Below are 19,556 nucleotides of genomic sequence, written 5' to 3' on the forward strand. Positions count from 1 at the left end.
AGTAGGCCGTGAATTTCAGGGTCGCGGTGATCGGTCTGGCCTTGCTGGTCGCGGCCTGCGAAGGCAAGCGCGCCGACGTGTCGACGATGCCGGACGCCGCCGCCACGGCGGCGCCGGCCGTGGCGGTCGCGCCGGCGATGCCCGCCGATGCGCCGCCGCCCGAAGGCGCCGAGGCCGTCGATGCGGCCCTGAGCGCGGCGAAGGCCTTCAACGAAGCGGCGGCGCCGGCATTGACCGCCGTCGGCGAGCAGGAAGCCAAGATCCGCGCCGCGGCGGCCCGGGCGCTGGCGGCGGCGCGCGGCGCCGAGTCCGCAGCCGAGGGTCAACGGACGGGGCTCACGGCGCGGGTCAGCGCTGCGCGGCGCGAGGCGGATGCGGCCCGCAAGTCTCTGCTGGACGGTCAGGCCAAGTGGAAGGTCGATGGTGAGACCCAGGCGGCGGCCGTTCAGGCGGCTGTCGAAGCCTGCAACGCCAACGAGGCGCTGGCGGCCTATGCAGGCTGCGCGGCGCTGGCGGCGGAGCAGACCCTGATGACGACGAACATCGAGGCGTTGGCGGCGCGCTATCAGGCGGCGGACGCGGCCTATGCCGCCGAGCGCGCCAAGCTGGAAGAGGCGGCGGCGTCGCTGGCGCTGGCGGCGCTGCGATAGCCGGTCTTGAACCGGGCGAAGGGCCCCCTACATGTGCGGACGATCGCGCTCCCGGTCCCTACCCCCTTGGGATCCTGTGAGCGACGGGTGTGCGGCCCTGGCGCCTTAGATGGCTGCCGGGGCCGCCTTCGTTTCGGGGCCGCGACGCCGCCCCGCTGAGGGGCGGCGTGCAGCGTCGAAAACCTAGCGGTTCTGATCGCCCTGGCCCTGTTGGCCCGTTCGGCCATCCTGCCCGGCTTCGTTCTGCTTTGCGCCGTCCTGGCCACCCTGCTGGCCCTGACGGTCACGCTGCTGCTGCTGCTGGTCGGGCTGCTGCTGCGTGCCCGAGTTGTCCTGCTGCTGCGGACGGCGGGTGGGGTCGTTCGGGTTCATGTTGTTTTCGTTGCCCATGGGATGTTCCTTCCGGTTTTGAGAACGCGGCCCACCGGACCGCCCACCCAAAAGCGCTGAGCGACCAAGGGGTTCGGCTTCGCCATGGGTAACGTTTTCGCGTTGTCGGCGAGCCGACAGACCGGCGGGCGTCCTGGCGGTCAGCCCGGATCGGCGTCCGTGGGCGGATGGGCGGTGAACCAGGCCTCCAGCGCCTCGCTCGCCGCGGTGGGGCAGCCGGCCTCGTAGACCTGGACGATGGCGTCCAGCGTCTTCAGCTGATCCGACGCGGGGCATACGCCCGAACGGGTCTTGCGCAGGGCCATGCCGCCGGCGGCTTGGCGGCCGGGCGGGGCGACGATGACCTTCAGGATCGCCAGTCGGTCGGCGTCGCCCTGGCTGGCGGTGCGCCGGGGCAGCACCACGCCGCCCGCCGCGCCCTTGAGCCGAACCAGGTCGCCGGTGGCGTGCATGAGGACGACAGAGCCGCCCGCCGGCAGCGGGATCCGCGCACCGGCGTCGAAGGCCTGGCCGCGGGCCAACGCCGGGTCGGTGGAGCTGACCACCACATAGTCGCGCGCCGAGGCGGAGGCTGCGAAGGCGGCCAGCGCGAGCCCGGCAAGAAGGGAGACGCCACGAAACGGGAAGGCCATGGCCAAGCATCGCCCGCGGGATCGCACGCTGCAAGCGCGCCGATCCGAATACGGCGTCCAGCGAACACGGGTCGGTTAACTGGGGGTTAAGGGGTTGCGCCATATGGTCGCACCCAGAATTCCGAGGCAACGCTATGGTCAGCGTCCAGCTGCGAAATTCCGGTCAAGGGCTTTGGACGGCCCTGAGCCTGCCCACGTCGGAGCAGGCGGCGCAAACCCTCGCCGCTGCGGCGAGGGCGCTGAACCTCGCCGACCAGGTGAGGATCGCGCCCTCGCCGGCTGTGAAGAGGGTGGACCTTACGGTCTAGCGTCGCCTCACCGCGACAGGTCGCCGGGAACATCCACGTCGAACAGCACCCCGGCATCGGGCGTGGGAACCTGCGCCACCCGTGCGCCCAGGGCATGCAGCAGCGGGCGCGCGCCGGTGTCGCCCGTCAGCCCCGCCACGGCCGGGAACAGCGACCGCGACAGCACCACCGGATGACCGCGCCGTCCGTCGAACACCGGCACGGCCGCCGACGCCCCCTTCGCCACGGCCTTCGCCAGCGGCTCCAGCACGGGTGTGGGAATGCGCGGCATGTCGCCCAGGAATACGAACACACCCCGCGTCTTGGGCGGCAGCGACGCGACGCCGGCGCGCAGCGACGCGGCCATGCCCTCGGCGTGCCCGGGCGCATGGACGACGCGGATGGTGGTGTCGAAGGCCCGCGCGCAGGTCGCGACCGCCTCGGCGTCGGCGCCGGTCACCAGCGTGATGGACGTCACCGGCGCGGCCTGGGCCGCCGCCATCGCGTGATGCAACAGGGGCCGCCCCTCGAAGGGCGTGGTGAGCTTGCCGCCGCCGAACCGGCGGGCCTGGCCGGCGGCCAGGATCAGGGCGGCGAAGCTTTCACCAGCGGCGGGCACTGTCGTCACGCGCGGTTCCCCCTTATCTTGCACGCCAATGACGCCCTACGACGACATGGCGCCCCCGGCCAAGGGTAGCGCATCGACCACGCCGCTGGTCGACGGCTTTGGCCGGACGGTGACCTATCTGCGCCTGTCCGTCACCGACCGCTGCGACCTGCGCTGTGTCTACTGCATGGCCGAGCACATGACCTTCCTGCCGAAGGCCGAGGTGCTGAGCCTGGAGGAGCTGGACCGCATCGCCACGGCCTTCATCGGCCTGGGAACGCGCAAGATCCGGCTGACCGGCGGCGAGCCGCTGGTGCGCAAGGGCATGATGGACCTGATCCGCAGCCTGTCGCGCCATCTGCGCAGCGGGGCTCTGGACGAGCTGACGCTCACCACCAATGGCACCCGGCTGGCCGAGTTCGCGCCGCAACTGGCGGCGGCTGGCATCCGGCGGGTGAACGTTTCGCTCGATACGCTGAAGCCCGACCTGTTCCGCACCCTGACCCGCGGCGGGCAGGTGGCGAAGGTGCTGGAGGGTGTCGCGGCGGCGAAGGCGGCGGGGCTGGCGGTCAAGATCAACACCGTGGCTCTGAAGCAGGACAACGCCGCCGAGATCCCCGACCTGATCCGCTGGGCGCATGGCGAGGGCCATGACCTGACGCTGATCGAGACCATGCCCATGGGCGAGATCGAGGCCGACCGGACCGATCAGTACCTGTCGCTGGGCGAGGTCCGGCGCGAGCTGGAGAGCTTCTGGACGCTGGACGAGATCGCGCATCGCACCGGCGGCCCGGCCCGCTACGTGCGGATCGCCGAGACCGGCGGGCGCCTCGGCCTGATCACCCCGCTCAGCCACAACTTCTGTGAAAGCTGCAACCGCGTGCGGCTGACCTGCACCGGCACGCTGCACACCTGCCTGGGGCAGGAGGACGCCACCGACCTGCGCGCCGTCCTGCGGGCCGGCGCCACCGACGCCGAGCTGATGGCCGCGATCCGGGGCGGCGTCGATGCGAAGCCCAAGGGCCACGACTTCGAGATCGCGCGCCGCCAGCCGGCCGTGGCGCGGCACATGTCCACGACGGGCGGCTGAACCCATGGCCCGCGTGCTGCTGTTCGGACCCTTGCGCGATCTCGCCGGCTGGCGGGAGCGGCAGATCGAGGCGGACTCGCTCTCGGCGCTTCGGATCGTGCTGGCGGCGGAGGACGCCGACCTGGGCGAGGCGATCGGCGGGCCCGGCGTGCAGGTGGCGATCGACCAGGCGGTGGTGCGCGGCGACGCGGCGCTGACTGCCGACAGCGAAGTCGCCTTCCTGCCGCCGATGAGCGGCGGATGACCATCTCGCTCACCGAGGCGCCCTTCGATCCGGGCGCATTGCTGACCGCGTTCACGCGCGGGCGCAGCGAGACCGGCGCCGTGGCCACCTTCACCGGCATCGCCCGCGCCGAGCAGGGCGCGACGGCCGTGCTGGAGCTGGAGGCCTATCCGGGCTTCACCGAGGCCGCGATCGGCAAGATCGCCGACGAGGCGCGCGGCCGCTGGGCGCTGCACGACGTGGCGATCCTGCACCGCGTGGGCAGGATCGGGCCGGGCGAACCCATCGTGTTCGTGGCCACCGCCGCGGGGCACCGCCGCGCGGCCTTCGAAGCCTGCGACTTCCTGATGGACTACCTCAAGTCCCGCGCCCCCTTCTGGAAGAAGGAACACGGCCCCGACGGCGAGCGCTGGATCGAACCCACCGCCCAGGACCACGCCGACCGCGAGCGGTGGGGTTAGCCGGCCGCGACGCCCTTGCGCAGGCGCTCGTCGCCGGCGCTGAAGTTGGGATCGACCAGCCAGAGCCGCAGCAGATGGCGTTTGCGCGCCGGGTCGTTCCAGTCCTCGTACTCGGTGCGTTTGTGCAGCACGGCGGCGTTCTTCAGGAACTGCATGTCGCCGGGCCGGAAGTCCATGTCGAGGTAGAGGCTGGGGTCGTTGGCCGTGCGCTCGATGAAGGCCACCGCCTCTTCCTGGGCGCGGGTCAGCCGGGGCGTCTCGGCATGCTGCTGGCTCTCGCGAATGTACCAGGGGATGAAGAAGGTGCGCAGGCGATCGTCGGCGTAGCGGCACAGCGGCAGGTCGAACCAAGGGCGGCCGCCCGGCTTGTGCTGACCCTGGGTGTCGAAGGGAAACGGTTCGAAGAGCACCGGCGCCAGGTCGGGGCGCTCGGCCAGCAGCCGGTTGTAGATGGCGGGCGAGCTGACGATCCGGCTGACGCCGCCCGACTTGGCCGCGTGCAGACAGAAGAGCCCGATCACATCGGCGCCGTCGGTGTGGAAGTCCTGTTCGGCGCGGGTCTTGTAGAGCCGCACCCCATACGCCGTCGGGTCGGCGCCGGTGTCGCGGATGTGGCCGATGAGGTCGCCGTCGGTGTTCTGCGAGATCGCGCGGCCCATGTGCCGCCCCAGCGCCCAGTAGGCGCGCGTGCAGGTGTCTTCCGAATGGTCCTGGACCGGGAAGTCCCGCAGCAGCACGAAGCCGCGACCGCGATCCAGTTCGGCCATCCACGCCGCGATCCTGGGCGCGAGCGTCGGCAGAGGCAGGTCGTCCCGGGTCCAGTCGCTCATCGGCTTGTCGCCGGCATGCGCGACGGCTGACAGGAGTTCGTCGATGTCGGCCCGGGTGAACGCGTACTGCCAGTCGGTGCGCCCCTGCAGGTCGCAGCCGCGCCAGACGTCCGGCGACGTCAGGGTGGCAGGGACGTCGGAACGCGGCGCAGAGACCTGGTTCATGCACAGCCGTCCTTGAGTTTATTTCGATATTTCTGGAAATTTAAATCCCAGTCGCGAGCGATGACAAGCCTGGATCGGGGCCGGCGGCAGTAGGAACCGGGCGACAGCGTCGCTAGATTGGGCCTGCAAGGAGTTCCGACCCATGAACGCACCCGTCTTCACCCCCGGTGGGAAGATCGACACCGCCAAGACGCTCAAGCCCGTGAAGGTCGCGGTGCTGACCATCTCGGATACCCGCGACGAGGAGAGCGACACCTCGGGCGATCTGCTGGCCAGCCGCGTGGCCGGCGCGGGCCACGACCTGGTGGCGCGCGGGATCGTGAAGGACGACGTCGAGGCGATCCGGGCCCAGATTCTGGCCTGGGTGGGCGAAGGCGTCGAGGCCATCGTGTCCACCGGCGGCACCGGAATCACCGGGCGCGATGTGACCCCCGAGGCGGTGCGGCCGCTGTTCGACAAGGAGATCGACGGCTTCTCGGTAGTCTTCCACATGGTGAGCTACCAGTCCGTGGGCCTGTCCACCCTGCAGAGCCGGGCGCTGGCCGGCATCGTGAAGGGCTGCTTCGTGTTCTGCCTTCCGGGCTCGAACGGCGCGGTGAAGGACGGTTGGGACAAGGTGATCTCGGCCCAGCTGGATAGCCGCCACGGCCCCTGCAACATGGTCGAGCTCATGCCCCGGCTGATGGAGTCTTGAGCAAGCTCACCCACATCGACGAGACCGGCCGCGCGCGCATGGTCGACGTCTCGGACAAGGCGGTGACCACGCGCGAGGCCGTGGCCGAGGGGTTCCTGCGCATGGCGCCCGACACCCTGGCGCTGGCGCTGTCCGGCGAGGGCCGGAAGGGCGACGTGCGCGCGGTGGCCGAGATCGCCGGCGTGATGGCGGCCAAGAAGACGTCCGACCTGATCCCCATGTGCCACCCCCTGCCGATCTCGAAGGCCGAGGTGCGGGTCGAGCCTGGCGACGGCGGGCTGAGCGTGACGGCGCGGGTGAAGACCACGGGCCAGACCGGCGTGGAGATGGAGGCGCTGACCGCCTGCTCGGTCGCCCTGCTGACGCTCTACGACATGCTGAAGGCCGCCGAGAAGGGCATGGTCATCGAGGCCGTGCGGCTGGTGAGCAAGACCGGCGGCAAGTCGGGGGACTTCTCCCTCCCTTAATGGGGAGGGACAGCTCGCCGAAGGCGAGCAGGGGGGGGAAGTCGGGCTTGTCTGGGAGTTCGGGGAGGATCGACGCTTCCCCACCCGTCTCGCTTCGCTCGCCACCCTCCCCATAAAGGGGAGGGAAAGGCCTTGGGCCTAAGCGGCGGCCCAGCTCAGGGCCTCGGGGTCGTCGATGGCCATTTCGTCCCAGTCGAGGTCCGGGGGCGGGCTCATGGCGGCGGCGACCACGGCGCTCATTTCGGCGGCCGAGGTGACGCCGACCAGAACGGCTGAGGCCTCCGGACGCGAGAGCGCGAAGCCCAGGGCCGCCTGCAGCGGATCGGACTTGCCCTCGGCGATCAGGCGGCGCGCCCGGCTGATGCGGCCCGCGGCGGCTTTCAGGTGGCTGGGCGCCCGGTCGGGCGGCAGGAACAGGACGCCGTTCAGGAAGATCGAGCGCAGGTGCACCTCGATGCCCAGGTCGGCGATGGCGGCGAGCGAGCCGTCCAGCAGCAGGCGCTGGTCGAGCAGCGAGGCCGGAGCCTGGACCACGTCGGGCTTGAAGCGGCGGGCGACGCCCACCGGATCGTCCGAGGCGTAGACCGGCACGCCGATACGCTTGCAGAGACCCTCGTCCTTCAGCGCCCGCATCCGGTCCCACATGGCCGGGCCCTGGGGCGAGAACAGGTCGGTGGCCGAGGGCGCCATGACAGCGTCCACCCGCTCGACGCCCAGGCGCAGCATCTGGGCGCGCAGCTCGGCCTCCACGGCGTCGGGGCCGCGGTCGGGGCGGATGGTGGTGAGGCTCAGGCGGAAGGGCTGCGGCTGGGGCAGGGCGCCGCGCAGCAGGGTGTCGGCGTTCGACGGCTGTCGCGGCACTTCCAGGACCGAGAGGCCCGAACGGCCGGCGATCGAAAGGATGTCGCGAGCCTCAGCCTCGCGCGGCCGACCCCGGGGGCCCGGGGGCTGGTCGAGACCGAACTGGGCGGTCCCGAGGCCGAGTTTGCTGAGCGAAGCGGTCATGCAGCCTGAAATGCTTGGTCAAATCGGGTGGAGGGGCCAATTTGACGCAGGAAGACTAAGAAGCTGTATCCCACCGAAGGTTAAGGCGTGATTGACTCTATTTTCGAACTTCCGGAGTGGGCGCAGTTCGGCCTCGCCGAGGACGTGCGCCCGGCGCTGAAGGCGGCGCGGGACGGGGGTTCGGCGCTGGTTCTCGCGACGCTGGTCTCGGTCGAAGGCGGCGGGCCGCGGCCCGAGGGCACGCAGATGGTGTTCGCGCCCGGGATTGTGTCCGGCTACTTCTCGGGCGGTTGCGTCGAGGGCGACATCGCCGGCCATGCGGCGGCCTGCCTTTCGGATGGCGAGCCGCGGACCCTGGTCTACGGCGACGGCAGCCCCTGGCCCGACATCCGGCTGCTGTGCGGGGCCCGCATCGAGATCTTCCTGGAGCGGCTGTCGGCGGAGGATCCGGCGCTGACCGCGCTGCTGGATGCCTGGGGCGAGCGGCGGCCGGTGGTTTACGTCAGCGATGGCCGGACGCGGGCCTGCGCGCCCGATCTCTCGCCCTGGCCCGAGGCGGCCGTGACCAGGACCTATGAGCCTACGCCGCGCCTGGTGATCGTGGGCGGCGACCCGACGGCGCTGGCCATCGCCGAGCTGGGGGTGAGGTCGGGATTCGAGACCACGCTGGTGCGTCCCAAGGGCCCTGAGACCCCGCCGCCTGTCACGGGCGTCGCCTATCGCCGCGAGGACCCGGAGACGGCGCTGGAGATCATCGGGCTCGACGCATGGACCTCGGTCGCCGTGGCGACGCACGACCTCGATACCGACCGCGCGGCGCTGAAGGCGGCGCTGCCTTCGGCGGCGGCCTATGTGGGTCTCCTGGGCGCGCGGCGCCGTCTGGCCGGGCGTCTGGCCGAGTTGCAGGCGGAAGGCATGCCCGAGGCGGCGCTCGCCCGCCTGCACGCCCCCATCGGTCTCGATATCGGCGGCAAGGCGCCGTTCGAGGTGGCCGTGTCGGTGATCGGCGAGATCACCGCGATGCGCTATGCGCGGCCGCTTGCGGGATCACTCGAGGGTTGATCGCGCCGACGACGCGCGGGCCAGCGGAAGGACGTCGACGACATCGCCCTCGGCCACCGCGGGGGCGTTGGGCGCACGGCGCAGCAGCGCGTCGGAGGCGGCGAAGACGCTGACCAGCGAAGAGTCCTGATCTCTGTACGGCCGGGCGACGACCACGCCGTCTTCGTAGCCCAGCTGGGCTCGCATCCAGTGCTCGCGCGGGCCATTGGCCGGCAGGGGCTGGGCGGCCTTCGCGGTCCGCAGTTCGGGCCCGGGCGTCGCACCCTGATAGGCGTTGAGGATCGGCCGCAGGAACAGCTCGGCGCAGACCAGGGCCGAGGCCGGATTGCCGGGCAGGCCCAGCAGGCGACGGCCGTCGCCCAGCACGCCGAAGAAGGTGGGCTTGCCGGGCCGCACCGCAACGCTGGCCACCTTCATCTGCAGGCCCAGGGCCTCCGCCGCCGCGCGGACCAGGTCGTGGTCGCCGACCGAGGCGCCGCCCACGGTCACCACCAGGTCAGCCTCCGCGCCGCGCAGCGCCTCGATGGTGGCCTCCAGCGAGTCTCTCACCGGCCTGGCGCGATGAGCCTCGGCGCCCCAGCCGGTGATCAGCGCCTCGAGGGCGCGCGATCCGGAATCGTAGATCTGGAAGGGGCCGGGCGTGGCGGGGGCCTCGACGATCTCCTCGCCGGTGGAAAAGAGGGCGACCCGCGGTCGCCGCGCCACCGACAGTTCGGCGCGGCCGGCGGCGGCGGCCAGCGACAACCGCCAGGGATCGATCCGGGTCCCCCGGGTGAGGAGCGTTGCGCCGGCCATGAAGTCGCCGCCCGCGGGGCGCAGGTGGTTGCCGCTCCTGGTGTCGGGGACGACGACAGCCTCGCCCTCGCGCGCAGCGTCTTCCTGGATGACGATGGCGTCGCAGCCGGCGGGCACAGCGGCGCCGGTAAAGATGCGAACGGCCTCGCCCGGCCGCACTGCGCCGACGTAGCCGTGGCCGGCGGCGCTCTCGCCCACGATCCGGAGCGTCCCGGGCGTATCGCTGCTGCGCACCGCCCAGCCGTCCATGGCGGACGCGGCGAACGGCGGCTGGTCGCGCACAGCGGTCACGTCTTCGGCCAGCACGCGGCCGATGGACGACTGGATGGCCGCCGCCTCCGCGGCGAGCGCGGAAATCTCGGCCAGCATCCGGGCGCGGGCGTCGTCGACGGCGAGGAGTTTCATGGGCGTCATGAACCCCAGCCGCGCGCGCAGATCAACGCCCTCGTCTCGGGGACGAGAACGTCTAGCTGAACGGCCGCTCCAGATCCGGCTGCGGTTCGGTGAACCAGGCGGCGCCGTCCTCGGTCACGTGGAAGTGGTCCTCCAGCCGCACACCGAACTCGCCGGGGATGACGATCATCGGCTCGTTGGAGAAGCACATGCCGGGGGCCAGAGGGGTCCTGTCGCCGCGGACCAGGTAGGGCGCCTCATGGATCGACAGGCCAATGCCGTGGCCGGTGCGGTGGGGCAGGCCCGGCAGGTCGTAGTCCGGGCTGAACCCTTCGGCGGCGAGCACGCGGCGGGCCACCGCGTCGATCTCCTCGCACGGCACGCCGGGCTTCACGGCGGCGAAGGCGGCGGCCTGGGCCTTCTTCTCGACCTCCCAGACGCGACGCTGCTCCGGGGTGGGCGTCCCGAAGGCGTAGGTACGGGTGATGTCGGAGTTGTAGCCCTGGACCCGGCAACCGGTGTCGATGAGCACCAGGTCGCCATCCTGCAGCTCCTGCTCGCCCGGCAGGCCGTGCGGATAGGCTGAGGCTTCGCCGAACTGCACGGCGCAGAATGTGCTCCCGTCGTCGGCGCCCAGCGCCCGATGCGCCTGGTCGATGAAGCGGCGGACGGCCCCTGTGGTGATGCCGGGCGCCAGGATGCGGGCGGCGCGCCGGTGGACCTCCAGCGTCATGGCCTTGGCCTGGGACATCAGGGCCAGTTCCGCCGGCGACTTGATCGCACGGCAACCGTCGACGACAGGCGCGGCGCTGGGCATCGCAATGTCGGGCGCGGCCTGACGCAGGCCGTCGAACATGTCGAACGCCAGGGCCGGGTCGATGGCCAGCGACCTTGCGCCCCATTCCCTCAGCACCTGGGCCGAGAGCGCGTAGGGGCTCTCGTGCTCCTCCCAGAGCCGCAGCGGCGCCTCGATGCCGAGCGAGGCGTTGAGCGAGCCCTCCTCGAAGCGTGGGCAGATCATCACCGGGACGCCCGATTTCGGCAGCAGCATCGCCACCAGTCGCTCGGTGGCGCCCCAACCCACGCCGGTGAAGTAGCGCAGCGAGGCGCCGGCGCCGATGATCAGGGCGTCGGTGATCATCAGCGACTGCGCCTTGGCGAGCCGGTCAAGGCGCTCGTCGCGGGTGATGGGCGGCGCCGGGTTGGGCCAGGGCCTCAGGTCCGCGAGTTCCTGTTCCGCCGTCGATCCGCCGATCATGATGCGTGCTCCGTTGCTGGCGCGGCAGAGGTAGCGCGCCACCGCGCCCCTTTTCCATCACCTCTTCAAGGACGTCATCCCCGGCCTGGTCTCGCCGCCGATAGATGAATCCCCGGGATCGGGCCCCAAGGATGACGTTCCAAATTGAGGGATTGAAGGGAGGCGGCTACGAAGTGGCATGGCAGGCAGTCAGGATTTCGCGGCGGACCCCAGGAACGCCGATCTCAAAGTGTATGTGAGCGGCGAGCTCGTGCCCAAGGATCAGGCGCGCGTTTCGGTGTTCGACGCGGGCTTCGTGCTGGGCGACGGCGTGTGGGAGGGGCTGCGGCTGCACCACGGCCGGCTGCTGTTCCTCGAGACCCACCTGGAGCGGCTGTACGCGGGCCTTAAGGACATCGCCCTCGACATCGGCCTCACCCCGGCTGAACTGACCGCGGAAATCCAGCGCACCCTGGCCGCCAACGGCATGGAGCACGGCGCCCACCTGCGGCTGATGGTGACGCGCGGTGAGAAGAAGGCGGTGAACCAGGATCCGCGCAACTGGCTGGGCAAGCCCACCATCGTGATCACCGCCGAGTACAAGGAGCCGTCGCCCGAGATCCTGACGCGGGGCCTGGCGCTGGCCACCTCGTCGATCCTCTGCACGCCGGCCGAGATGTTCGACATGCGGCTGAACTCGCACAGCCGGCTGGCGCTGATCCGGGCGCTGCTGGACGCCATCGAGAAGGGCGGCGACGAGGCGCTGATGCTGGACCCGAACGGCTTCGTCTCGAGCTGCAACGCCACCAACTTCTTCTGGGTGAAGGACAGCCGGGTGATGACCTCGACCGGCGACTACTGCTTCAATGGCGTGACCCGCGCGAACGTCATCGCCCTCTGCCGCCGGCACGGAATCCCGATCACGCTGGGCGACTTCGACCTTGGCGACGTGGCCGAGGCGGACGAGGCGTTCGTTACCGGCACCTTCGGCGGGCTGACGCCGGTGCGGTCGATCGACGGCCACACGCTGCCCGAGGCGCTGCCGGGGCCGATGACGCAACGCCTGCGGGCGGCGTACGAGGCGTTGAAGGACGAGGACGCAGGCGTCGCATGACGATCCGGATCGCGATGTGGTCGGGGCCGCGCAACATCTCGACGGCCATGATGCGCAGCTTCGAGAACCGCCCCGGCTGCACGGTGGTGGATGAGCCGTTCTACGCCGCCTACCTGGCCGAGACCGGCCTGGACCATCCGATGCGCGACGAGGTGCTGGCGGCGCAGCCGACTGACTGGCGCGCGGTGGCCGAGGGGCTGGCGGCCGCTGGCGGCGACCTCGTGTACGAGAAGCACATGGCGCACCACATGCTACCGGGCTTCGGCCTGGAGTGGGTGCGGGACTGCCGCAACGCCTTCCTGATCCGCGACCCGGCCGAAGTGCTGGCCTCGTATGTGGCCAAGCGGGGCGAGGTGACCCTGGACGATATCGGCGTGGTTCAGCAGCGCGTGATCTTCGAGCGCGAGGCCGATCGGCTGGGCAAGGCGCCGCCCGTCGTGCGCGGCGCGGACGTCACGGCGGATCCGCGCGGGACGCTCGGCAGGCTGTGCGCTGCTCTGGAGATCGAGTTCTCGGAAGCGATGCTGAACTGGCCAGCAGGTCCTCGCGACAGCGACGGCGTCTGGGCGCCGGCCTGGTACGACTCAGTGTGGAAATCGACTGGCTTCTCCACGCCCGAACGCACGGCCTACCCGCCGCTGCCGGACCACCTTCGCCGCATCGCCGACGCCGCGCGCCCCCACTATGAGGCGATGCTCGCGCACCGCCTCTGAGGTGGAGCCTACAGGCTCGTCTTGTACAGCTTCAGCAGCTCGCCCCAGGCGCGTTCGGCCTCGGTTTCCTTGTAGACGGGCCCGCCCTTGACGCACCAGCCGTGGTCGGCGGCGTAGACCTCGACCGTGGCTTTCAGCTTGTTGTCGGCGAACAGCTTCTTGAGCTCGTCCTTTTCCGTCGGGCGCTGCTTGTCGTCGTTCTCGGCCGTGGCGATCAGGTAGGCCGCCTTGGTCTTCGGGATCAGCAGGTGCGGGCTGTCGGGCTGCGGTCCGACCAGACCGCCGGAGTGGAAGGTCGCGGCGGCGCCGACGCGGCCGGGACGCGCGCCGGCGGTGCGCACGGTCAGCGGGCCGCCCATGCAATAGCCCTGGACGCCGATCTTCTTCTTCCTGTTGGTCTGCGGCTGGGCGTCGAGGAAGTCGATGTAGGCGCCGGCGTCGCGGGTCGCCGCCTCGTTGGTGAGCGCCGCGCGGAAGGGCGCGATCTTGGCGCGGTCGTCCTGGCTGGCGAAGTTGAAGGTTCCCTCGAACACCGGGGCTTTCTTTGAGCGGTAGTAGAAGTTGGGCACGAGCACCACATAGCCCTCGGCGGCCAGGCGGCGGCCCATCTCGCGGAACACCGGGCGCAGCGAGAGGAAGTCGCACCAGATCAACACGCCCGGCCAGGCGCCCTTGCCGGCGGGATAGTAGAGCGCCGCGTCGGCCTCGCCGTCGGGCGTCTTCACCACTACGTCCTTCTCGACCACGTCGGCGGCGTAGGCGTTGGTGGCCAGGCCGCCGGCCGCGGCGGCCGACAGGATGCCGAACGTGCGGCGCGAGACCGTGGGGTCGTGGATCAGGCCTTCATGGATATCGTCGCACATGGGGGAGCCTCTGACGGGGGATGGGGTTAGCCCAGCTTGGCCTTGTACAGCTTGCTGAGCTCGGCCCAGGCGCGCTCGGCCTCGGCCTCATTGTAGACCTGACTGCCCTTGACGCACCAACCGTGGTTGGCGGCATAAACCTCGACCGTGGCGGTCTTCTTCGCCTCGGCGAAGGCGGCCTTCAGGATGTCCTTGGAGTCGGGCTGGGCCTTGTCGTCGTTCTGGGCGACGGCGACCAGGTAGCCGGCGTTGGTCTTGGGGATCAGCAGGTGCGGGCTGTCGGGCGTCTTGGTGGTGAGCCCGCCGCCATGGAAGCTGCCCACCGCGCCGATGCGACCCGGAACCGCCGCGGCCGTGCGGAACGAGAGTGGCCCGCCCATGCAATAGCCCTGGACGCCCACCTTCTTCTTCTTGCTGGTCTGGGGCTGGGCGTCGAGGAAGGCCACGTAGGCCTGGGCGTCGCTGTCGATGCCCGCGTTGCTCATCGCGCCGCGATACCCCATGACCCGGGCGCGGTCTTCGGGCTTCGAGAAATCGAAACCCGGCGTGGCGACCACGCCCTTCACCGAGCGGTAGAAGGGGTTGGGCACGAGCACGACGTAGCCCTGGCCGGCCAGCCGGCGGCCCATCTCGCGGAAGGCCGGGCGCAGGCCCGCGATGTCGGTCCAGATCAGGACGGCGGGCCAGGTCCCCTTGCCGGCAGGGTGGAAGAGGGCGGCGTCGGCGACCCCGTCAGCGGTCTTCACCTCGACATCCTTCTCCACCACGTCGGCGGCATAGGCGCCGGTGGCGACGCCGCCCGCGGCGGCGGCCGTGAGCACGCCGAACGTCCGGCGCGACACCTTGGGGTCATAGACAAGACCGACGTGGATATCGTCGTCGCACATGGGAGCCTCCCGCTCGCTGTCCGCCGTTCGCAGGCGTCTTCTTCGGCGCGTATGCGTCGCTGGGAATGTTGCGGCGGTATTTCGGCGGGAGGCAAGCATGGCGGTCAGGCGAGAACCAGATCAGTGTGCCCGCGCCTGTCGGCCTGCGGGCGGCCGGGCGCGAACGGGGTTGTGAGCGGGGCGATGGACATGAGCCGAGCGGCGCGGGCCGAGCGCCTGGGGCCCTACTTCGAGGTTCAGCTGCGGTTCGCGGCGCGGATGGCTGTGTTGACGGGCCTCAGCCTGGGTGAGGCGGCGTACCAGCACACCAACCTCTGCCGCCGGTTCGGCCAGGGCATCCCGATCATGACCGCGCCGACCGAGGCGTGGCTGACGTTTGTGGAACGGCTGGAAGCGACAGGGTCGATGGCCGATCAGGTCGCGCTGTGCCAGGCGATGTTCCGCGATGCCGTCGACGAGGCGCTGCCCCTGGCGGGCCAGGAGGGCTTCGGCTGCTTCGCCTTCGAGGCGCCCAAGGCCGGGGCGGTGAAGATCCACTTCAACAACCGCGACACCGACGAGGCGGGCGGCCCGCTGGCCTCGGCGAAGATCGAACGGCGCCGGGACGAACTGGCCGCCATGATGCGCCGGATCGCCGAAAAGCATCCCGACGCGACCCACATCGCCGGCCGCTCCTGGCTCTACAACCTCGAGGCCTACCGCCGCCTGTTCCCGCCGCCGTACGTGGCGACGCGGGCGCTCGCGCCAGGTCCGGTGCACCTGACGGGCACGTCCAGCTGGGGCCAGATGATCGACAGCCGCGAGGCGATCCGCGCCGACGTCCGGGACGCGTTCCTCGCAAACCTCGACGGCCTGGACCCGGACGCGCCATGGACCGCCTTCCCGTTCCGGGTGCTGGCGGTCCAGGCTCCGCTGGCGACGTTCGCTCGCTTCTATGCCGTCTAGCGGATCGCGATCGGGTTGATCACCACCTGGACGGTGCCCTGGAAGCGGGGCTGACCCAGGACGAACAGGAACTCGGTGACCCCGTCGGCGGCCAGCGGCCCGACGTTGATGTTCTCCAGCACGTGGACGCCGCGCTTGGCCAGCATGTGCTGGTGGACCACGAACGGGCGGTTGGGGTTCTCAAACGGGATGGCCTCCAGCGCGATGGTGTCGGCGCCAATCGCGACCACGCCCTGGTCGCAGAGCCAGGTCGCCGCCTCCAGGCCCAGGCCCGGCTCGCTGGCCTGGAAGGTCGCCTTGTCGCTGGCCAGCTTGTCGGCCATCCAGCCGGTGTGCAGCAGCACCACGTCGCCCCTGCCGATCGTGATCTTCTGGCTCTTCAGCGCGGCCTGAATGTCGGCGGCGGTGAAGGCGTGGCCGGCGGCCAGCGGCCTGCCGAAATGCTTGCGCATGTCGATCACCACGCCGCGTGTGACGATGGGCGGGATCTTCGACATGTCGAGCTTGGCGAACCTGGTCGCCGCCAGCTCGTCGGCCCTGATGCCGTTGTAGTGGCGGTGGTCGATGCCCAGGTGCGCCAGGCCATCCATCTGGGTGCCGATGCCCATGCTGGTGGTCACCTTCTCGTCGAAGGCGGTCACCTTGCTCTCGCCGATGGGCGGCTGGCCGGGCGGCGGCGTGGGAATGCCCTCGGCGGTATACTTGCGCTCGCCGTAGACCGGGGCGTCGGGGCCGGTGGGGATGCCCAGGGCATACACCTTGCCGGTCTTCACCAGCGCGGCCGCCCGCTTCACGCCCTCGGGCGAGAGGTTGTTGACGGCGCCCAGGGTGTCGGCCGCGCCATACTTGGACGGATACCAGTCGTCCTGCGCCTGAGCCGCGCCCGCGACGAACGCCACGGCCAGCGTCGCGCCCAGCAGCTTCCCGATCATGACCTCTCCCTCCGCCTTGTTATTGTGGCGGCGAGCGTGTCACGGCCCGGGCGGAGTGACCAGCTTGGCGGCGGCCTGCTCGGTGGCGGTGCGTGCGCCGATCGCGCGGGAGGTGCGGCGGTCGGCGGCCCGGATTTCGGCGAAGGTCTGATGCGGGTGCAGGCGTGACAGCTCGCGCAGCCGGGTGATGGCGATCGGCGCATAGGCCGCCGCGACGCCCACGCTGTCGCCGGCGAAATCATGGAACGACATCGACCGGCCGAACACCGACTGGACCACCTCGCTCATCCCGGCCAGCAGGATCGCGATCATCGCCACTTCGTTGGCGCGGGCCTTGGGAAGCGAGCTGAGCATCGCCAACGTCACGCCGTAGAACAGCACGGCGTGCGCCACCGTGTCGGGGAATGGCAGCCCCAGATCCTCGTACTTGAACGGCCCCGCCAGCGCGATCACCGCCGCCACGCCGGCCGATATGCCGCCCACGCGCAACGTCTGCATCACTCGGTGGGGCGTGAGCCGCATGGGGTCCTTCTGGGCCGGGAAGATCTTCGAGAGACCTGAGCCCAGGGTGACCGGTTGCGGTGAAGTCGGGTCTAAGAGACGTGGTTTACGGTTAGTTGCCGAAGATCCAGCCCGGCGTCAGCGAACTCATCTGCACCCCCACCAGGATCATCTGCCCACCGCCGGTCATGTTGATCACCGTGTCGGCGCCGACCTGGGCCAGGGTGTACTGCGTGCCTGGATCCAGCTGCACCCGGTCGCCCTGGGCGAGGCTGAAGTCGGTGACCCGGTCGATGCCCGCCGCACCGTGCGTGCTGAAGATGTCCGCGCCGCTCCCACCGCTGATCGTGTCGTTGTCGCGGTCGCCAGCGAGGAAGTCGTTGCCCGCGCCGCCAGAGATCACATCGTCGCCCTGGCCGCCACGCACGATGTCGTCGCCGTCGCCGCCGTCGCAGGTGTCGGAGCCCAGATTGCCGTAGACGAGGTTGGCGCCCGCGCCGCCCATGAGGCTGTCGTTGTCCTTGCCGCCGACGACCCAATCATCGCCACCGCCCGAGATGCAGGTGTCGTTCCCTATGTTGCCGTTGATGTCGTCGAAGCCGACGCCGCCATTGATCCAGTCGTCGCCCTCGTCGCCGCGGAGATAGTTCGTGCCGGACCGCTCGGTGATCGAGTCGTTGCCCGCCCCACCGAACACCTGGTCGTCGCCGCGGCCACCGTCGAGTACGTCGCGCCCGTCACCGCCCGACAGCGTATCGTTGCCGGCCGAATCTGCGGCATCGCCGTCGCCGGTCAGGAAATCGTTGCCGGCGCCACCCACGAGGCTGTCAGCGCCGGCCTCGCCGGCGAGGTAGTCATCGTCGTCCCCGCCGTCCAAGATGTCGTCGCCCGCTCGGCCTAGCAGTTCATCATGCCCGGCCAATCCCGCGAGGCTGTCGCTTCCCGTCGAGCCGAAGAGGAAGTCGTTCGCGGGCGTTCCCGCGTTCGGCGCCGGCATCGGCGCCGCTCCATTCGCGGCGTAGCCGAACAGATTGGTAGACGTAAAGTTCGCCAGGGCCGTGTTCTGGAACACGACGATGTCGGCAAAGGTTTGCGCCGCTCCGGGCCCATCCTGGTCGCGTTGCAGCACGACGTCGCCACCCCGCTGCTCCAACCGAAAATGGCCTGTCGAGAAGGGGTTGGTCGCGCCGTCCCAGCCCAAGATGTCGAGTCCCGTGCGCATCTCGAGTCGGTCGCCGGCGTCGCCGGTCTGGAAGTCGGTGACGGTGATCACGGTCGTGTAGTTGAAGTCGTAGCGGAGCCGGTCGCTGCCCGATCCCAGCCTGACCTGGCGGGTCTGGGGGCCGGGATTGGTGAGCGTGTCGCCCACGACCACGAGATCATTCCCGGCCCCGCCGTCCACCAGTCCGCCGATCGAACCGTAGACGCGGATCTCGTCGTCACCGTCGCCGCCCAGGACCGTCGCTGTCGCGTTGACGTTGCTGATCCGCAGCGAGATCAGGTCGGTATCGCCGCCGCCGTCGACATAGATTGTCTGGCCCCCGCCCTGCGAGCGGTTGACAGTGATGATGTCAAACCCGGGGCCTCCGAGGAGCCGGTCCGAGCCATCCGTGTCGGAGAGCGTGTCGCTACCCGCTCCGCCGTCGAGCGTGTCGTCGCCGGCGCCGCCGCTCAGGGAGTCGGCGCCGTCGAGGCCCGAGAGTGAGTCTGAACCGCCGAGGCCACTGACGTAGTCGTCGTCGACGCCACCGGACAGTGTCTCGGCCGCGTCCGTTCCCATGATCGTCGGCATGTACGCTTACTCCCCACCCGGCCGCGCAAGCTGGCGATGGGAAGCTTGGCGGTCAACCCTGGCGGGCTCTCAGCCCCCGCACCACCCCCACGGCGATCAGGGCTTGCCCCGCGAAGTAGAGGCCCCAGACGGCGAGGCCAATGGGGAGGATGTCGAGGGCGGGGCGGCCCGTACGCAGGAAGATCAGCAGGTCGGAGACGGCGAACATCAGGGCGCCGGCCGCGACGAGGGGGCGGGGGAAGCGGCTGAGCCAGGCTGTGGCGGCCATGATGGAGAGGCCCAAAGCATAGAGGGCGATCAGGCCCGCGCCGGCGCGTTCGGGCGGCAGCAGGTAGGCCGCGACCGTGACGCCGATGACGATGCCGCCGGCGACCCCCCAATCGCCGGCGCCCGCCGTACGGCGATTGCGCAGGTAGAGGCCTGTCGCGGTGATATGGCCGGCCAGGAACGCCAGCGCGCCCACGATCAGGCCATGGGTCTCCAGCAGCATGTCGCCCAGGGCGCCGAAGGCCAGGACGGCGGCCAGCAACCAGCCGTCCAGAGAGCGCGCATTCAGCGCCGCGTACACCGCGAGCAGGCTGACGCCGGCGCCCTTCCAGGCGACGTTGGCCCACGCCGGAATCGGCAGGAACCAGCCCGCGACATAGCTGCACCCGGCCAGCACCGCGGCGGCCAGCACCCAGACGGCGAAACGCATCGGACTCCCCCGAACCCCACAGTCAGGACGAGAGATAGTCCAGGGCGGCGCGTGAGGGCACGAAGAAATAGCCGCCGCCGCGGGCTCGGGGCCGTGGGATGTTCAGTCGCGGCCCAGGATGGCC

The 19,556-nt window shown here is 70.4% G+C and carries 23 protein-coding genes; 10 read left to right on the forward strand and 13 right to left on the reverse strand.

Going from position 1 to position 19,556, the window contains the following annotated elements:
* The first annotated feature begins 8 nt into the window (after positions 1 to 8).
* Entirely contained in the window at positions 9 to 650 is a 642-nt protein-coding gene (locus EPN98_RS16975) for a hypothetical protein (RefSeq protein WP_293364094.1), read from the forward strand.
* Between the two features lie 183 nt (positions 651 to 833).
* Here the strand turns inward: EPN98_RS16975 and EPN98_RS16980 are convergent, their stop codons facing one another.
* The 3 genes from EPN98_RS16980 to EPN98_RS16990 all read right to left on the reverse strand — a co-directional run bounded on the left by EPN98_RS16980 (position 834) and on the right by EPN98_RS16990 (position 2,587).
* Positions 834 to 1,040 carry a hypothetical protein gene (locus EPN98_RS16980; RefSeq protein WP_293364095.1) on the reverse strand — a complete coding sequence of 69 codons (207 nt, stop codon included), beginning with the start codon at positions 1,038 to 1,040 and terminating at the stop codon, positions 834 to 836.
* 140 nt (positions 1,041 to 1,180) lie between these two features.
* Complete coding sequence (locus EPN98_RS16985; RefSeq protein WP_293364096.1) at positions 1,181 to 1,672, reverse strand: hypothetical protein; 492 nt, start codon at positions 1,670 to 1,672, stop codon at positions 1,181 to 1,183.
* Between the two features lie 315 nt (positions 1,673 to 1,987).
* Positions 1,988 to 2,587, reverse strand: coding sequence for a nucleotidyltransferase family protein (locus EPN98_RS16990; RefSeq protein ID WP_293364097.1), 600 nt, complete (start codon positions 2,585 to 2,587; stop codon positions 1,988 to 1,990).
* 28 nt (positions 2,588 to 2,615) lie between these two features.
* On the opposite strand from EPN98_RS16990, the gene moaA reads away from it, so the two are divergent.
* The 3 genes from moaA to EPN98_RS17005 are packed head-to-tail and all read left to right on the forward strand — an operon-like array spanning position 2,616 to position 4,340.
* On the forward strand, positions 2,616 to 3,656 hold the full coding sequence (moaA, locus tag EPN98_RS16995; protein WP_293364098.1) for a GTP 3',8-cyclase MoaA: 1,041 nt from the start codon (positions 2,616 to 2,618) through the stop codon (positions 3,654 to 3,656).
* 4 nt (positions 3,657 to 3,660) lie between these two features.
* On the forward strand, positions 3,661 to 3,900 hold the full coding sequence (locus tag EPN98_RS17000; RefSeq protein ID WP_293364099.1) for a MoaD/ThiS family protein: 240 nt from the start codon (positions 3,661 to 3,663) through the stop codon (positions 3,898 to 3,900).
* Positions 3,897 to 4,340, forward strand: a complete 444-nt coding sequence (locus EPN98_RS17005; protein WP_293364100.1) for a molybdenum cofactor biosynthesis protein MoaE — start codon at positions 3,897 to 3,899, stop codon at positions 4,338 to 4,340. Before EPN98_RS17000 ends, EPN98_RS17005 begins: the two co-directional genes overlap by 4 nt.
* On the opposite strand, the gene EPN98_RS17010 is transcribed toward EPN98_RS17005, so the two are convergent.
* Complete coding sequence (locus EPN98_RS17010) at positions 4,337 to 5,335, reverse strand: TauD/TfdA family dioxygenase (RefSeq protein WP_293364101.1); 999 nt, start codon at positions 5,333 to 5,335, stop codon at positions 4,337 to 4,339. The two genes, EPN98_RS17005 and EPN98_RS17010, sit on opposite strands and share 4 nt — an antisense overlap.
* A 142-nt stretch (positions 5,336 to 5,477) precedes the next feature.
* Between EPN98_RS17010 and moaB the strand changes: the two genes are divergently transcribed.
* Entirely contained in the window at positions 5,478 to 6,029 is a 552-nt protein-coding gene (gene moaB / locus EPN98_RS17015) for a molybdenum cofactor biosynthesis protein B (RefSeq protein WP_293364102.1), read from the forward strand.
* The gene (moaC, locus tag EPN98_RS17020) at positions 6,026 to 6,496 is read left to right on the forward strand and encodes a cyclic pyranopterin monophosphate synthase MoaC (RefSeq protein ID WP_293364103.1); all 471 of its coding nucleotides are present in this window, start codon (positions 6,026 to 6,028) and stop codon (positions 6,494 to 6,496) included. Before moaB ends, moaC begins: the two co-directional genes overlap by 4 nt.
* Positions 6,497 to 6,634: 138 nt before the next feature.
* Here the strand turns inward: moaC and EPN98_RS17025 are convergent, their stop codons facing one another.
* Entirely contained in the window at positions 6,635 to 7,501 is an 867-nt protein-coding gene (locus EPN98_RS17025) for a bifunctional regulator KidO (protein WP_293364104.1), read from the reverse strand.
* Between the two features lie 87 nt (positions 7,502 to 7,588).
* Between EPN98_RS17025 and EPN98_RS17030 the strand changes: the two genes are divergently transcribed.
* Complete coding sequence (locus EPN98_RS17030; protein WP_293364105.1) at positions 7,589 to 8,563, forward strand: XdhC family protein; 975 nt, start codon at positions 7,589 to 7,591, stop codon at positions 8,561 to 8,563.
* Here EPN98_RS17030 and glp read toward each other — a convergent pair.
* Both glp and EPN98_RS17040 read right to left on the reverse strand, forming a co-directional pair.
* Positions 8,549 to 9,763, reverse strand: a complete 1,215-nt coding sequence (glp, locus tag EPN98_RS17035; protein WP_293364106.1) for a gephyrin-like molybdotransferase Glp — start codon at positions 9,761 to 9,763, stop codon at positions 8,549 to 8,551. The two genes, EPN98_RS17030 and glp, sit on opposite strands and share 15 nt — an antisense overlap.
* 61 nt (positions 9,764 to 9,824) lie before the next feature.
* Positions 9,825 to 11,051 (reverse strand): Xaa-Pro peptidase family protein, encoded by a 1,227-nt coding sequence (locus EPN98_RS17040; RefSeq protein WP_366558492.1) that lies wholly within the window; start codon positions 11,049 to 11,051, stop codon positions 9,825 to 9,827.
* A gap of 193 nt (positions 11,052 to 11,244) precedes the next feature.
* On the opposite strand from EPN98_RS17040, the gene EPN98_RS17045 reads away from it, so the two are divergent.
* Positions 11,245 to 12,102, forward strand: a complete 858-nt coding sequence (locus EPN98_RS17045; RefSeq protein WP_293364107.1) for an aminotransferase class IV — start codon at positions 11,245 to 11,247, stop codon at positions 12,100 to 12,102.
* Positions 12,099 to 12,815 carry a hypothetical protein gene (locus EPN98_RS17050; RefSeq protein ID WP_293364108.1) on the forward strand — a complete coding sequence of 239 codons (717 nt, stop codon included), beginning with the start codon at positions 12,099 to 12,101 and terminating at the stop codon, positions 12,813 to 12,815. The genes EPN98_RS17045 and EPN98_RS17050 overlap by 4 nt, the downstream gene beginning before the upstream one ends.
* An 8-nt stretch (positions 12,816 to 12,823) precedes the next feature.
* Here the strand turns inward: EPN98_RS17050 and EPN98_RS17055 are convergent, their stop codons facing one another.
* Both EPN98_RS17055 and EPN98_RS17060 read right to left on the reverse strand, forming a co-directional pair.
* A complete protein-coding gene (locus EPN98_RS17055) occupies positions 12,824 to 13,678 on the reverse strand; it encodes a dienelactone hydrolase family protein (protein ID WP_293364109.1) in 855 nt (284 codons plus the stop codon).
* Positions 13,679 to 13,704: 26 nt separating this feature from the next.
* A complete protein-coding gene (locus tag EPN98_RS17060; RefSeq protein WP_293364110.1) occupies positions 13,705 to 14,565 on the reverse strand; it encodes a dienelactone hydrolase family protein in 861 nt (286 codons plus the stop codon).
* Between the two features lie 189 nt (positions 14,566 to 14,754).
* Between EPN98_RS17060 and EPN98_RS17065 the strand changes: the two genes are divergently transcribed.
* Positions 14,755 to 15,510, forward strand: coding sequence for a hypothetical protein (locus tag EPN98_RS17065; protein WP_293364111.1), 756 nt, complete (start codon positions 14,755 to 14,757; stop codon positions 15,508 to 15,510).
* On the opposite strand, the gene EPN98_RS17070 is transcribed toward EPN98_RS17065, so the two are convergent.
* The 4 genes from EPN98_RS17070 to EPN98_RS17085 all read right to left on the reverse strand — a co-directional run bounded on the left by EPN98_RS17070 (position 15,507) and on the right by EPN98_RS17085 (position 19,432).
* On the reverse strand, positions 15,507 to 16,442 hold the full coding sequence (locus EPN98_RS17070) for a cyclase family protein (protein ID WP_293364112.1): 936 nt from the start codon (positions 16,440 to 16,442) through the stop codon (positions 15,507 to 15,509). The genes EPN98_RS17065 and EPN98_RS17070 overlap by 4 nt on opposite strands.
* 39 nt (positions 16,443 to 16,481) lie before the next feature.
* Positions 16,482 to 16,964, reverse strand: coding sequence for a hypothetical protein (locus EPN98_RS17075; RefSeq protein WP_293364113.1), 483 nt, complete (start codon positions 16,962 to 16,964; stop codon positions 16,482 to 16,484).
* Positions 16,965 to 17,055: 91 nt separating this feature from the next.
* Positions 17,056 to 18,735, reverse strand: coding sequence for a calcium-binding protein (locus EPN98_RS17080; RefSeq protein ID WP_293364114.1), 1,680 nt, complete (start codon positions 18,733 to 18,735; stop codon positions 17,056 to 17,058).
* Between the two features lie 52 nt (positions 18,736 to 18,787).
* Positions 18,788 to 19,432 (reverse strand): lysoplasmalogenase family protein, encoded by a 645-nt coding sequence (locus tag EPN98_RS17085; RefSeq protein ID WP_293364115.1) that lies wholly within the window; start codon positions 19,430 to 19,432, stop codon positions 18,788 to 18,790.
* Positions 19,433 to 19,556 lie beyond the last annotated feature (124 nt).

The sequence above is a fragment of the Phenylobacterium sp. genome, from assembly GCF_004299445.1.
In the GTDB taxonomy this organism is placed as follows: Bacteria; Pseudomonadota; Alphaproteobacteria; order Caulobacterales; family Caulobacteraceae; genus Phenylobacterium.

Excerpts from the sequence above, each read along its gene's own strand:
- EPN98_RS17005 (WP_293364100.1), top strand. The coding sequence starts at position 3,897 with ATGACCATCTCGCTCACCGAGGCGCCCTTCGATCCGGGCGCATTGCTG.
- EPN98_RS17010 (WP_293364101.1), bottom strand. The coding sequence starts at position 5,335 with ATGAACCAGGTCTCTGCGCCGCGTTCCGACGTCCCTGCCACCCTGACG.
- EPN98_RS16980 (WP_293364095.1), bottom strand. The coding sequence starts at position 1,040 with ATGGGCAACGAAAACAACATGAACCCGAACGACCCCACCCGCCGTCCG.
- EPN98_RS16985 (WP_293364096.1), bottom strand. The coding sequence starts at position 1,672 with ATGGCCTTCCCGTTTCGTGGCGTCTCCCTTCTTGCCGGGCTCGCGCTG.
- EPN98_RS17060 (WP_293364110.1), bottom strand. The coding sequence starts at position 14,565 with ATGTGCGACGACGATATCCACGTCGGTCTTGTCTATGACCCCAAGGTG.
- EPN98_RS17085 (WP_293364115.1), bottom strand. The coding sequence starts at position 19,432 with ATGCGTTTCGCCGTCTGGGTGCTGGCCGCCGCGGTGCTGGCCGGGTGC.
- EPN98_RS17025 (WP_293364104.1), bottom strand. The coding sequence starts at position 7,501 with ATGACCGCTTCGCTCAGCAAACTCGGCCTCGGGACCGCCCAGTTCGGT.
- glp (WP_293364106.1), bottom strand. The coding sequence starts at position 9,763 with ATGAAACTCCTCGCCGTCGACGACGCCCGCGCCCGGATGCTGGCCGAG.
- moaB (WP_293364102.1), top strand. The coding sequence starts at position 5,478 with ATGAACGCACCCGTCTTCACCCCCGGTGGGAAGATCGACACCGCCAAG.
- EPN98_RS17055 (WP_293364109.1), bottom strand. The coding sequence starts at position 13,678 with ATGTGCGACGATATCCATGAAGGCCTGATCCACGACCCCACGGTCTCG.
- EPN98_RS17075 (WP_293364113.1), bottom strand. The coding sequence starts at position 16,964 with ATGCGGCTCACGCCCCACCGAGTGATGCAGACGTTGCGCGTGGGCGGC.
- EPN98_RS17050 (WP_293364108.1), top strand. The coding sequence starts at position 12,099 with ATGACGATCCGGATCGCGATGTGGTCGGGGCCGCGCAACATCTCGACG.
- EPN98_RS17065 (WP_293364111.1), top strand. The coding sequence starts at position 14,755 with ATGAGCCGAGCGGCGCGGGCCGAGCGCCTGGGGCCCTACTTCGAGGTT.
- moaA (WP_293364098.1), top strand. The coding sequence starts at position 2,616 with ATGACGCCCTACGACGACATGGCGCCCCCGGCCAAGGGTAGCGCATCG.
- EPN98_RS17000 (WP_293364099.1), top strand. The coding sequence starts at position 3,661 with ATGGCCCGCGTGCTGCTGTTCGGACCCTTGCGCGATCTCGCCGGCTGG.
- EPN98_RS17080 (WP_293364114.1), bottom strand. The coding sequence starts at position 18,735 with ATGCCGACGATCATGGGAACGGACGCGGCCGAGACACTGTCCGGTGGC.
- EPN98_RS17070 (WP_293364112.1), bottom strand. The coding sequence starts at position 16,442 with ATGATCGGGAAGCTGCTGGGCGCGACGCTGGCCGTGGCGTTCGTCGCG.